At 71.0% G+C, this 12,571-nt stretch carries 13 protein-coding genes and 1 pseudogene; 8 read left to right on the top strand and 6 right to left on the bottom strand.

Translation table 11 applies throughout. The features are described from left to right. Positions 1-134: 134 nt before the first annotated feature. The 3 genes from VFZ20_RS24015 to VFZ20_RS24025 all read left to right on the top strand — a co-directional run bounded on the left by VFZ20_RS24015 (position 135) and on the right by VFZ20_RS24025 (position 1,613). On the top strand, positions 135-566 hold the full coding sequence (locus VFZ20_RS24015) for a hypothetical protein (protein ID WP_329686492.1): 432 nt from the start codon (positions 135-137) through the stop codon (positions 564-566). A 253-nt stretch (positions 567-819) separates the two neighbouring features. Continuing rightward, the gene (locus tag VFZ20_RS24020) at positions 820-1,086 is read left to right on the top strand and encodes a hypothetical protein (protein WP_329686493.1); all 267 of its coding nucleotides are present in this window, start codon (positions 820-822) and stop codon (positions 1,084-1,086) included. A gap of 227 nt (positions 1,087-1,313) precedes the next feature. Further along, complete coding sequence (locus VFZ20_RS24025; RefSeq protein ID WP_329686494.1) at positions 1,314-1,613, top strand: hypothetical protein; 300 nt, start codon at positions 1,314-1,316, stop codon at positions 1,611-1,613. An 83-nt stretch (positions 1,614-1,696) separates the two neighbouring features. On the opposite strand, the gene VFZ20_RS24030 is transcribed toward VFZ20_RS24025, so the two are convergent. The 6 genes and pseudogenes from VFZ20_RS24030 to VFZ20_RS24055 form a co-directional block, all read right to left on the bottom strand. Continuing rightward, positions 1,697-2,374: an SGNH/GDSL hydrolase family protein gene (locus VFZ20_RS24030; protein WP_329686495.1), complete on the bottom strand. Its 678-nt coding sequence runs from the start codon at positions 2,372-2,374 to the stop codon at positions 1,697-1,699. Between the two features lie 406 nt (positions 2,375-2,780). Then, the gene (locus tag VFZ20_RS24035; protein ID WP_329686496.1) at positions 2,781-4,262 is read right to left on the bottom strand and encodes a GDL motif peptide-associated radical SAM/SPASM maturase; all 1,482 of its coding nucleotides are present in this window, start codon (positions 4,260-4,262) and stop codon (positions 2,781-2,783) included. 122 nt (positions 4,263-4,384) lie between these two features. Beyond that, entirely contained in the window at positions 4,385-4,591 is a 207-nt protein-coding gene (locus VFZ20_RS24040; protein ID WP_329686497.1) for a DUF1843 domain-containing protein, read from the bottom strand. A 141-nt stretch (positions 4,592-4,732) separates the two neighbouring features. Continuing rightward, entirely contained in the window at positions 4,733-4,924 is a 192-nt protein-coding gene (locus VFZ20_RS24045) for a DUF1843 domain-containing protein (protein ID WP_329686498.1), read from the bottom strand. A gap of 830 nt (positions 4,925-5,754) precedes the next feature. Further along, positions 5,755-7,092 (bottom strand): annotated as a pseudogene (locus VFZ20_RS24050) (L-cystine transporter); the annotation flags it as partial. Between the two features lie 495 nt (positions 7,093-7,587). Beyond that, positions 7,588-7,917 (bottom strand): DUF5335 family protein, encoded by a 330-nt coding sequence (locus VFZ20_RS24055; RefSeq protein ID WP_329686500.1) that lies wholly within the window; start codon positions 7,915-7,917, stop codon positions 7,588-7,590. 238 nt (positions 7,918-8,155) lie between these two features. Here VFZ20_RS24055 and VFZ20_RS24060 point away from each other — a divergent pair, with 238 nt between their 5' ends. The 5 genes from VFZ20_RS24060 to VFZ20_RS24080 form a co-directional block, all read left to right on the top strand. Further along, positions 8,156-9,694 (top strand): PAS domain S-box protein, encoded by a 1,539-nt coding sequence (locus VFZ20_RS24060; protein WP_329686501.1) that lies wholly within the window; start codon positions 8,156-8,158, stop codon positions 9,692-9,694. Positions 9,695-9,964: 270 nt separating this feature from the next. Next, positions 9,965-10,315, top strand: a complete 351-nt coding sequence (locus tag VFZ20_RS24065; protein ID WP_329686502.1) for a hypothetical protein — start codon at positions 9,965-9,967, stop codon at positions 10,313-10,315. 189 nt (positions 10,316-10,504) lie between these two features. Beyond that, complete coding sequence (locus VFZ20_RS24070; RefSeq protein WP_329686503.1) at positions 10,505-11,365, top strand: alpha/beta hydrolase; 861 nt, start codon at positions 10,505-10,507, stop codon at positions 11,363-11,365. A 50-nt stretch (positions 11,366-11,415) separates the two neighbouring features. Next, on the top strand, positions 11,416-12,000 hold the full coding sequence (locus tag VFZ20_RS24075; RefSeq protein WP_329686504.1) for a hypothetical protein: 585 nt from the start codon (positions 11,416-11,418) through the stop codon (positions 11,998-12,000). 124 nt (positions 12,001-12,124) lie between these two features. Then, a partial coding sequence (locus VFZ20_RS24080) for a nuclear transport factor 2 family protein (RefSeq protein WP_329686505.1) occupies positions 12,125-12,571 on the top strand: 447 nt, incomplete at its 3' end.

The raw sequence follows: 12,571 nt of genomic DNA on the forward strand, positions 1-12,571 counted from the left end.
GACGACGCCCATCCACCGGCGGACAGCGTCCCCGCGGACGGGACGCGCTGAGCCGCGCAAAACCTTGCGTGGGGCACGGCATCCGCCCATCATCCTGCCCCGGCCCGTCCACCCTTCCCGCCCCATCCGCCACAATGGACCGCAACCGCCAGATCGCCATCGTCGTGGGAATCGCGCTCGTCGCGTTCCTGCTGGGCTTTGTTCCGCAGTGGATGCGCGCCAACCGCGCCGGCGAAGACCGCGACGCCGCCCGCTTCGAGCTGCGGATGGCGCAAACGGAGGGCAAGATCGGCGCGGCGCTCACGGAGTCGCTGCGCAGCAACTACGAGCGCGCGCGGCAGCTGATGACGGAGGTGTTCGACGAGCTGCAGACGTCCGCGCCGCGGCTGCAGGGCACGCAGCGCCGCGAGGTGGACGCCATCCTCTCCGGCCGCGACGAGATCATCACCCTGCTGGCCCGCGCGGCGCCCGAAAGCAGCCAGCGGCTGATGCTGCTCTACACGCGCTACCACACCGCCTTCAACGCGCAGGCACCGGCCGCCGCCACCACCACGCCGGCGAAGTAGCGCGTCACGACAGCCGGCGCGGGCCGCTCGCACCGTCACCTTTGCGCACCTTTTTGGCATGCTCCCTGCGCGCCGGGATTCCGTCCCGTCCGCGGGGAGCATTCCCGTTTCATCGGCGCATCTGTGGATCCCTTCGCGCCTTCCAGGGCGCGTTTCGGGCCCCGAGACAGGAACATTCCTCGTGGATGGGATTCCGGGATGCGCGGAGGTGCCGCGCGTTCTTTCCGCCGGACCCTGTCCACACGAGGTGCCCATGAAGAAGCTCGCCCTGAACATCGAGGAGCTGTCCGTGGAGTCGTTCGACACCGGCAACGAGACGCCGGTGCGCGGCACCGTCGCCGCCAACGTCACGACCGGCAACCAGATCATCTGCGAGTGCACCTACGACGTCGGCTCGTGCGACTACACCTGCGCCGACACGTGCTCCAACTCGTGTGGCGGCGGCTGCGGCGGCGGTACCGGCTTCTGTACCAACGACAACACCTGCGCCACCGGCCGCCAGATCATCTGCGAGTGCTGATCGCGCGGGGTGAACAAGGCAGCGTGCCCGAGGCGGATGGTCGCCCGGGCACGCTCTCGTTTCCGCACCATCGGATCGATCTTCCTGATCGGACAATCATCACTTATTCTGAAGATGCGGATCAGGGCCGGATGGCTGTCGCGCGGTCCGCGGATCGTCCCCTTTCTGCCCATCCGTTCTCCTGCCGCTCACCGGGCGGCATTCCACTTCATCGCGGGAGCACCCTCATGGCCAAGCTCAAGCTGCAGATGGACCAGCTGACGGTGGAATCGTTCGAGACGGCGGACGTGGCCCGGCGCCTGGGAACGGTGATGGCCAACAGCGACACCATCTACGACCCCGGCTGCGTCACCTACCAGACCGCGTGTCCGGACCCCACCTGCCACGCGAACACGCAGTGCTGCAGCGGTTCCACGTGCAACTTTACCTGCGGCTCCACGTGCGGATGCGGCGGCACGCGTCTGCGCACCTGCGGCTGCCCCACGGAGTTCTACACCGACTGCTGCCAGACCAACGAGCCCTGCTGAGCAGGCAACTTAGAGAAATCAAAGTGCCCGGGCGGATCCATCCGCCCGGGCACGCTGTTACTTTCGCATTTTCGCACTGCCGTTCAGATCGTCACGCACGAGCCGCGCGGGCCGTCCTTCCCCACGGCGCGGACGATGGCATCGGCGATCTTGGCACCGCCCTGCACGCTGGGCTCGATGGGGTTGGCGTAGTCCGCCGGCTCGTTGCACACCAGCCGCAGGTCGATCGCGGGCAGGCCGGCACGGATGGCACAGCGCAGGATCACGTCGTTGAACATCGTGAGCGCCGTGCCCGCCAGCCGCTGCATCCGCTGGTCGGGAAAGCTGCCCTCGTAGATAGTGCAGACGGTGAGCGGAAGCCTGTGCCTGCGCAGCTCGTGCAGCACCTCGCCGTATCGGCCGCCGAACGCATCGCGCACGTCCGCCAGCATCCCCAGCACCTCCGCGGACGACGACGCGCGCCGGTCCAGAATGTCGATGTTCATCAGCGCGTCGTTGCCTCCGATGCTCAGCACCAGGTGCGTGGCGTCGGACGGAACGCGGCCGTACTGGATGGGCATGTCCTCCGTGGTCGCGCCGTCGATGGCGGCCAGCGTGGCCTGCCACTCGTCGGGCAGGCGCCCGCGCAGGTGCGTGACCACGTCCGGCCCGCCCCGCACGTATGCCGCGTTGTCGAAGATGCTGTCGCCGAGAAGGATGACGTGGGGCATGGGATGCGTGCGGCGCGGGTGGACGATGCTCTCGCGCCGTCCGTTTCGCACGCCCCGCGCCGCGTTTGCGCCAGCAGGTCCCAACCCGATTGTCATCCTGAGGGGCCCTCGCGGGCCGTGATCGCGCGGCGGCTCCTCATTGGGGTCACATCGCCGATTGTCATCCTGAGGGGCCCTCACGGGCCTGACCGCACGGGATGCCAGTGGCCCCGAAGGATCTTGCACGCAAAGCGCGAGGCCGGCTCCCGCTCGGGGTGCCGGCCTCACGTTTCACACACAAGATCCTTCGTCGCCGCCAGGGATCACGTGCGGGCAGCGATCGCGCGGCGGCTCCTCAGGGTGACGCGTCTTGCGGGGGAAGCTGATCGACAGCCGCTTTCGCTGACACGCGACGGCGCGATGTCAGGCGTCACACGCGTACCGCGGAAGCGGCGCGGCGCGGCGCGCCCGATCAGCCTCAGACGCCGATGAGCTCGGCCAGGCGCTCGGTAGCGCGATGCAGGCGGAACTGCCGCTCCTCGTAGGTGGCCGCGGCCTCCTTGAGCCGCGCGTCGCAGAACGGGCAGTGCTCCTCGTCGGGGCCCACGAAGCGCGAGCAGCCGCGGCACAGCACCAGCAGCGGCGGCGTCTTGCGCGCCAGCGTGGGCCGGGGCCCGGCGTACGGCGCGGGATAGCGCACCTCGCGCGGCGCATCCGCATCGTCCGATCCGTTGGCGCGGCGGGCCAGCTCCATCACGTCGAAGCGGTCCGTCACGGCATCCAGCGGCTCCAGCACGAGCTCGAACCGGCCGTGATCGAACGAGCAGCCGGGCGCCGTCTCCACCTGCACCACACGCTCGCGCAGCCCGTGCGCGGCCAGGTCCAGCGCCCGGTGGTGGCAGTACGGGTTGTTGCCGCGCTCGCCCAGCAGCGAGTGCGACGTCCAGTTGCACCCGCCGCGGCAGATCTCGGCGTAGTAGCACCCCGCGCAGTATCCCCACAGGTCCTCCGTGCCCCGCTGGCGCGTGAACGCCATGGGGCTCTCGGCCGCGCGCCAGATCTCCTCCAGGGGAATCTCGCGCACGTTGCCGCCGGCGTACGGGCTCGTCGGAAGGGAAGGGCAGCCCTTGATGGTGCCGTCGGCCTCGATGCCGATGCCCGTCTGCCCCGCCAGGCATCCCACGTAGTGGCCCTTGCCGTTGCCGTATCCGCGAAACAGGTGCTCGTACGGTCCAAAGTAGCCCACGTTGTTGCCCGCCTGCAGCAGCAGACCACGCGTCTCGCCCACGTGGTACAGCTCCGCCAGCAGCGGCATCACCTCCAGCAGGTCGTACGGCTGCAGCAGCAGGTCGGGGTTGTCGGCCGCGCGGCCCATGGCCACGGTGAGCTGCACCTGCCAGTTCTTTGCCCGCTTTTCGATGAACAGCTCCTGCATCTCGCGCAGGTGCGGGATGACGAGCTTGGTCACCTGCGAGTTCACGCTGGCCACGAGGCCCGTGTCGCGGATGGCCTCCAGCGCCGTCATGGCGCTGTCGAACGAGCCCTTTACGCCGCGCAGGCGGTCGTGCAGCTCGCGCGGCCCGTCGATGCTCACGCCGGCGCCCACGAGCCCCGCGTCCGCGGCGAGGCGGATGCGCTCGGGCGTCAGGCGGTATCCGCCGCTCTGCATGGTGGGCGCCATGCCGTGGTCGCGGATGGCGCGGATGATCTGCAGCCAGTCCGGCCGCATGAACGCCTCGCCGCCAATGAGCGTGATCTCGCGCGTGCCCAGCGCCGCCAAGCCGCGCACCATCTCCAGCGCCTCCTCGGTGTTGAGCTCGTCGGGGCGGCGCTTGCCGGCGCGGCTGCCGCAGTGGTGGCACTTGAGGTTGCACGCCAGCGTGATCTCCCACACCACGTGCACGGGCACGTGCTCCGTGACGTCGGATTCCGAGATGTAGCGGGCCGGCGGACGCTCCATGGGACGGGCTTTCCGGGTGAGGGGGACCTGGACGGCGGCGGCTTTGGAGAGGAAACAACGGGGCCTGCCGCGCCACCGCCCGCGCATCGGCAGGGACGCGGGGCGGTGGCGACGGATGCGGATCAGCTGCCGCGGCCCTGCGACTCCTCCACCTCGCGCAGGGCGGCCTGCACCTCGCCGAAGCTGGCGTGGCCGGGGTTGTCCTGCAGCCACTGCCGCGCCTGCTGCGAGACCTGCTGGATGCGGGCGTTGTCGCCGCTGGCCACGGCCTCGCGGATGGCGACGCCGTACGGCATCACGGTGCCCTGCACGCTGTCGGACTGGGACATGGGAGTTCGCTCCGGGGGATGGATGAAAAGGACGCGGGATGATGCTTCCGCGAATCACGCCGCCCGCGCGACGTGTTCGCGCGGTGGCGGATGGGGTGCGCGCGGACGGCGGACGCGCGAGGCGCGTCTGCCCGGCGCGGTTCAGCTGTTGGTTTCGGCCTCGCGGAGGGCGGCGTGCACCTCGCCCTGCTTTTCGTGGCCGGGGTTGTCCTGCAGCCAGCGCTTGGCGGCGTCGATCACCGCGCGCGAGCGGCTGCTGTCGCCGGACGCCATCGCCTCGCGGATGGCGACGCCGTAGGGCGGGATGGGGCCAAAGTGGTGATCCGCGGCCATGGTGTGCTCCGGGGTGGAGTGTGGGGCCGCCGCGGGAAGGATGGACGGCGGCCGGCGGTGCGCCTTCGCGGCTGCTCCCGGACGGCGGAGCAGTGCGAGCAATTTAGGCGGGAGCCGTGCGCATCTCCAAGACTTTCGTACAAGCCGATCCGCCGCATCCACTTGCGGGAATGCGGCGGAACGGATGGATGCGGATCGTGGGAAATCGCGGATTTCGGGACGGGACGGACGGGGAGCGGGGGGATGAGAGGGAGAGGGATGGATCACGCCGGCAGCGGGCCGCCCCTCCCCCCCGGCCCCCGCCCCGCTCGTTTCTCGCGGAGAGGGGGAGACCTTCGTGCGATACGCGGAGTTCGCCGCACGGGCGAGAGGCCCCCTCCCCCCGCCCCCTCCCCCGCTGTCGCGGGGGAGGGGGAGAACTTCATCCTCCACACTCCGCCATCGTGCACGATCAATGGCGCGAGCTCCGCTCCGGTGCACATCACCCCGCGCGCGGCATGAGCCGTCGGCGCAGGCCGACATTGCGGGGTCATAGCCGCGAAGCCGCAAATTCATTCGCCGGGGGCTGGATGCCGGCCACCCCTCTCGATCCTGCCGGGCTGGGAGGCCGGCCATTCCCTCTCGTCCCCGCCGGGGTGGGGAGCCCGCCTTCGTGCTCCTCACCCGCTCCTCCCGGATCACCCTCTCCTCCTCGATCACCCAGCCCGCCACCCTCACCCGATCGGCGACAGGGCGCGATCCGTCGCGGCGCGGGGGGCGGCGGACGGGCGATCAGCACCGGGGCGATCCGCGGCGGGCAGCGGACCTCGGTCGGCGAGCGGCTCGGAGACCGTCTGGCCGAGGAGGCGGCTCGTCACGGCACCGGCGGTCATGGCCCCGCTCACGTTCACGGCCGTGCGGCCCATGTCGATCAGCGGCTCGATGGAGATCAGCAGGCCGGCCAGCGCCACGGGCAGGTTGAGCGTGCTGAGCACCAGGATGGCCGCGAACGTGGCGCCCCCGCCCACCCCCGCGATCCCGAACGAGCTCAGCGTCACCACCAGCACCAGCGTCCCCAGGAACTGCGGGCTGCCCGGGTCGATGCCCACGGTGGGCGCGATCATCACCGCCAGCATGGCCGGGTACAGCCCCGCGCACCCGTTCTGCCCGATGGTGGCGCCAAAGCTGGCCGCGAAGTTGGCGATGGCCGGCGGCACGCCCAGGCGGCTGGTCTGCGTCTCCACGTTCAGCGGGATGGCGGCCGCGCTGGACCGCGAGCTGAACGCGAACGTCAGCACGGGCCACGTCTTTCGGAAGTGATCCACGGGGTTGATGCCCGCCAGCGCCAGGAGCGCCGCGTGGGCCACGAGGATCAGCCCCAGCCCCAGGTACGACGCCAGGACAAAGCGGATGAGCCCCAGGATGTCCGCGGGATTGGACGTGGCCACGACCTTCGTCATCAACGCCAGCACGCCGTACGGGGTCAGGCGGATGACCATGCGCACCAGGCGGACGACGAGCGCCTGCACGTCGGCGATGGCAGCGATCACGCGGCCGCCCGTCCCGGGGTTCTCGCGGCGCAGGGCCAGCGCCGCGATGCCCAGCAGCGAGGCGAACACGACGACGGCGATGAGCGACGTGGGCCGCGCCCCCGCCAGGTCCGCGAACGGGTTGGTGGGGATGAAGCCCAGCAGCATCTCCGGCACGTCCAGCGCGCCGAATTCGCCGGCACTCTTCTGGATGGCGGCGCCCCGCTCCAGCTCGCGCGCGCCCTGCACCAGCCCCCGCGCCGACAGCCCGAACAGCCGCGCCACGCCGATGCCGATCACGGCGCTGGCGGCCGTCGTGAGCATGAGCGTCCCCAGCACGCCGGCGCTGATGCGTCCCAGCGAGCGCGCGTCGTCCAGGCGAGTGACGGCGGAGAGGATGCTGACGAGGACGAGCGGCGTGACGATCATCTGCAGCAGCCGCACGTAGCCGCCGCCCACCAGGTTGATCCAGCGCACGGTGCCCGTGACGGTGTCGCTGCCGTGGCCGTACGCCAGCTGCAGCGCCGCGCCGGCCACCACGCCCAGCAGCAGGCCGATGAGCACGGTGCTGGAAAGCGACGCGCCGCGCGACCGCCGGCGCGCCAGCCACGCGAGCGCCAGGGCAAAGACGCCCAGGTTTGCGATCAGTCCGAGTTGCATGGTACCTCGATTCAGGATAAACAAAAGCCGGCTCTCTCGGTCGGGGAGAGAGCCGGCGGGCGAGGGACCGGCGGCGGGGGCCGGTGTCGTCGGGTCAGGTGGCGCGCCCGGTGGACGCGCGCACCCGGGCTTCTCCCGGGGGCGGGCGGCATCCACGACAACAGGCCAGGGGCAGCGTCACGGTCGCGAACATCGGGTCGGCGCGGGTCTGAAGGTCGAGTTCCAGGAACGAAAAAAGCCCTCCCGTGGGGAAGGGCCGGATGGGCACGCGGGGGATGTGGATCCGCCCGGTCTACACGCCTGCCAGTGCACGCGCGCGTCCCTCCGACTCTCCCTGGGGAGAGGCGCAGCGACAGCAACACGTGGCGAAGAGGCGGGCGCGCATGGGTTTCAGTTCCAGGTCCGCGATGCCGAAAATTGGCTTTCGGCGCTCCCGGAGGTTAAACGCGCCGCCGGAATCCTGTCAAGGCCGCGCGAACTGCATTCGCTTTGTTGTTACACGAGCGTGAGCAGGCTCTGGCCGCCGGGATGAGCGATGCGCAGCACCTGGTCGCGGCCGTCGGCGCCCGCCAGCACGGCCACGTCCGTCACGGCGCGAATGCTGTGCGTGAGGTGCGCGCCGGCACGCTCGCCGTCGTCCAGCATGATCTCCACGCGGCCGTCACGCGGGTCCACGCCCACGCCCCGCAGCGTGAGCGCCACCTCCAGCCACTGCGCGCCCAGCTCGTCGTGGTCGATCTCCAGCCGGGTGCTCCGGCCCGCGTTGCGGCTGGAAAACTCGCGCAGCCGCGTGGCCCAGCCCTGGTGTATGGTTCCGGCGTTCACGCGCACCTCCTTGCCATTCTCGCCCGGGACCGAGCCGCCAAGGCTGCTCGCCCATCGTGGCACCAATATGGCGCGGGCAGGGGCGCGCCACTGTCGGGACCGGCAATCCGGCCGTGTGGGAGTCCGCCCAATCTTTGTGTAGGGAAATGTTCGATGGGCGGGCTTCCGGACTGCATACCTGCGTCGTACGTTGCAGCCTCGTCATCCACCCCGAATGTGATAAGAGCCCGTTCACGGAATGACCCCGACCCACGATGAGCTGAGCCGGCTTCTGCTGGAATGCGTACGTGACGAGGCGATCTTCGCCCTGGATGCGCAGGGCCGCGTGTGCAGCTGGAACCCCGGTGCCCGGGCCGTGCTGGGCTTTGCCGACGACGACGTGACGGGCCGGCACGTGTCCGTCTTCTATCCCCCCGAGGACGTGCAGCTGGGCCGCCCCGAGCGCGAGCTGCGGCTGGCGCAGGCGGGCCGCTTCGAGGTGGAGGGCTGGCGCCTGCGCGCCGACGGCACGCGGGTGCTGGCCCACGTCATCATGGCGCCCCTGGAGCACCCCGACGGCCGGCGGCTGCCCGGCTACGCCGTCGTCCTGCGCGACATCACCGAGCGCATCCGCGCCGAAGAGGCCCTGCGCGCCTCGGAGGGCAAGTTCTCGGGCATCATCTCCATCAGCAGCGACGCCATCGTCTCCGTGGACGAGACCCAGCGCATCGTCCACTTCAACCGCGGTGCCGAGGCCGTGTTCGGCTGGAAGCAGCACGAGATCGTGGGCCAGCCCCTGAACGTCCTTCTCCCCGGCTACGCCCGCGACCGCCACGGCGAGCACGTGCGCCGCTTTGCCGAGGGGCCCGTGGTGGCCAAGCGCATGGGCGAGCGGCAGGAGATCTTCGGCGTGCGCAAGAACGGCGAGGAGTTTCCGGCCGAGGCCAGCATCTCCAAGCTGGAGCTGGGGGCGCAGCGGCTGTTCACGGCCGTGCTGCGCGACGTGACGGACCGCAAGGAGGCCGAGCGCGCCCTGGCCCAGGCGCTGGAGCAGGCCCGCGAGGCCACGGGCGCCGCGCAGGCCGCCGTCCGCGCCCGCGAGGACGTGCTGCACGTGGTGTCGCACGACCTGGGCAACTCGCTCAGCGCCATCGTCGTGAACACCACCGTGCTGCTCAAGACGCTGCCGCCGGACGCGGAGGACGTGCGGCAGCGCGTGAGCAGCGTGCGCGACCTTGCCCGGCGCATGCAGCGGCTGCGGCAGGACCTGCTGGACGTGGCCAGCATCGAGCAGGGGCAGCTTTCCGTGGAGTGGGACAGCTGGCACCCCGGCGCCGTGGTCTCCGAGGCCGTGGAGGCGTTCGCGCCGCTGGCTGGCGAAAAGGGGCTGGAGCTCGTGGCCGAGGTGGAGCCCGACGTGCCCGAGGTGGAGGGCGACCGCGACCGCGTGCTGCAGGTGCTGGCCAACCTGCTGGGCAACGCCGTCAAGTTCACCCCCGCGGGCGGCCGGGTGACGCTGCGCGTGCGGGCCGCGCCCGACGAGGTGCGGTTCGCCGTGGGCGACACGGGTCCGGGCATCGCGCCGGAGAACCAGGGCCTGGTGTGGGACCGGTTCTGGAAGTCGCGCACGGCCAACCGCCACGGCGCGGGGCTGGGCCTGGCCATCTCGCGCGGCATCGTGGAGGCGCACGGCGGCCGCATCTGGCTGGAAAGCGCCGAGGGGGCGGGGAGCACCTTCTTCTTCACCCTCCCCCTGCATCCCGCGCCCCCCGAGGACGAGGATCTCCCGCCGGAGTGATTTCCGTCCCCGACGACGGTCATCCGCCCCTTCCGCCCAGCCGCGGGAGGGGCGGATGTCTTTGGACGAGTGACGTGCGGACGGATGTCTCGTCAGTCCTTCATACCTGTCCAGATTCCGCACACTGTCGCGAGACCGAACGCAATCCGGGCGGTCACGCGGCACCCTCCGCAGCCGCAACTCCTTTCCAGGGATGGGATTACGCTGATTCCAGGTTCGAGCACCCGGATTGCGTTCAGACGGGGCGAGCTCCCCACCCCGAGGATCGCCATGATCGCAACCCGTGAGATGTTCATCGCCCGCGCCATCCCCGGGCGCCCCACCACGCCCGCCGAGCGCCGCGCCCAGAACGCGCGCCTGCGGGCCCGGCAGCTGGTCTCGTCCGAGCAGCTGGTGCGCATCATCAACGGCCAGCTGAGCGACCGCTCCGACTGCGAGGGGCTGGTGGTGGAGGCGGGCCTGCTGCGGCGCCCCTATCCGGACCCGGACGGCTGCAACTGGAACGCGGCCGCCCTGCGTGTGCGGGTGGCGCATGGCTCCAGCACGCGTGCCCTGCGCTGCGTGCACGACATCGTCGAGTGGGCGCGCCTGAACTTCGAGCTGGCCGACACCGACGCCTGATCCGAAAAACTGAACTGCATTCTCACGCAGAGGGAGCAGAGGCAGCAGAGTACCCCAGTTCCGCGCGGGCTGAAGTACTCTGCTGCCTCTGCTCCCTCTGCGTGAAAAATTGCTGTTGGTCTCGCGGCCCCGTCGTTGCCTGGACCTGGATGATCGAAATCAGAGACGATCAGCGAGGGGAGCGCGGCGATGGGGAACGAGGCGGGGTGGACGCACCACGAGGCGGTGGTCAACAACGTGCGCCTGCACTGGGTAGAGGCGGGGGAGGGGCCCCCCGTGCTGCTGCTGCACGGATTCCCCGAATTCTGGTACGAGTGGCGCCACCAGCTCGCCGCCTTGGCGGGGATGGGCTACCGCGCCGTGGCGCCGGACCTCCGCGGCTACAACCTCTCCGAGAAGCCGGAGGGCGTGGAGGCGTATCGCATCGAAAAGCTGGTGGACGACGTCCGCGGCCTCATCCGCCACCTGGGCGTGGAGCGGGCGCACGTGGTCGGCCACGACTGGGGCGGGGTGGTGGCATGGTGGCTGGCCATGATCGCGCCGGAGCAGATCGACCGGCTGGTCATCATCAACGCCCCGCATCCCCAGGCCTTTCGCCGCGAGCTGATGACGCCGGACCAGATGCTGCGCTCGTGGTACGCGGCCGCGTTCCAGGTGCCCCTGCTCCCCGAAGCGGCCTTTCGCGCGAACGACTTCGCCCTGCTGGGGCGCATCTTTCGCGCGTCGTCCGTGCGGCCCGGCGCGTTCTCGGACGAGGACATCCGCCGCTACCGCGAGGCGGCGGCGCGGCCCGGCGCCATCACGGCCATGATCAACTACTACCGGGCCGCCGCGCGGTATCCCGGCCCGCCGGCGCGCGCCATCACCACGCCCACGCTGCTCATCTGGGGCGAACAGGACCAGGCGCTCTCCATCCGGCTGACGGAGGGGCTGGACGAATGGGTGCCGGGAATCCGCATCGAGCGCGTTCCCGGCGTGAGCCACTGGGTGCCGGCGGAGGCGCCCGACCGCGTGAACGAGCTGCTGGCCGGCTTTCTCTCGCCGCGCTGACGGCCTAGCTTGGGGCGCATGCCCCGCATTCACTCCGCGGGCCGCCGCGCATGAGGCGCGAGCTGGCCCGCAAGGCCATTCACGTGTCGTCCACGGCGGTGCCGCTGCTCGTCTGGCTGGTGCCGCGCCCCGTGGCCGTCGCCGTGCTGGTGCCCGTGGCCGCGCTGGCGCTGGCCATCGACGTCGCGCGGCACCGCATCCGCCCGTTCCGCTACCACTTCCTCCGCCGCACGCGCACCCTGCTGCGCGCTCACGAACGGCGCGGGCTGGCCGGCGCCACGTGGATGGCGCTGGCGTACGCGGCCGCTCTCCTCCTCTTTCCCAAGCCCGTGGCCGTCGCGGCCATGCTCTTCAACGGCCTGGGCGACGCGGCGGCGGCGCTCGTGGGCAAACGGTGGGGACGGCGGCGGACGGCGTGGGGCAAGAGCTGGGAGGGCTTCGGGGCGGGCCTCGCGACGGACCTGGCCGTGGGGCTGGGGATGTGGATGCTCGCGCCCGCCGCCGTCCCCCTGGCGGGCGCCCTCCTCGGCGCGCTGGTGGCGGCGTCGGTGGAGTTCGCGCCGCTGCCGCTGGACGACAACGTGCGCGTGACCCTCGCCGGCGGCGCGGCGATCCTGCTGGGCGCGATGATCTGAAGCCGCGTTCCAACCTTTTGTCGACAACATCCCTCCAACGGATCGTGCGTGCGATGATCCGGTGCCCGGCCCCTCCGGGCACGCGGCGCACGCCTCATCCCTGATCATCCGTCTGGAGCAACCCATGTCCTATCCCGTCCGCACCCTTCGCTTCGTCCGCGCCATTCCTTTCGTCATCCTGGCCGCGTGCGGTGCCGCGCCCACCGGTGCCGCCGAGCAGACCACGGCCGCCGCCGCGCCATCCGCGTCGCAGGCCGTGGCGCCGGCCGGCGTGCGCGCCGCCATCGAGCGCAACAACGAGACGCTCATCGCCGCGTTCGTGGCGGGGGACGCCGCCGGGGCCGCGGCCCTGTTCGCGGAAGACGCCGTGCTGCTGCTGCCCGGCGTGCCCGCGCTGAACGGACGCGCGGAGATCGAGCAGGCGCTGGCCGGCGCGTTCACGGCGGTGAAGTACCAGTCCATCGTGGCGCGGATCGACGAGGTGCAGTACTTCGGGGACTACGCCCTGGAGCGCGGGACCACGGTGATGACGTACACCATCGGCGGGCAGACGAAGGTGGACCACGGCAAG

The sequence above is a fragment of the Longimicrobium sp. genome, from assembly GCF_036280135.1.
Taxonomy (GTDB): domain Bacteria; phylum Gemmatimonadota; class Gemmatimonadetes; order Longimicrobiales; family Longimicrobiaceae; genus Longimicrobium.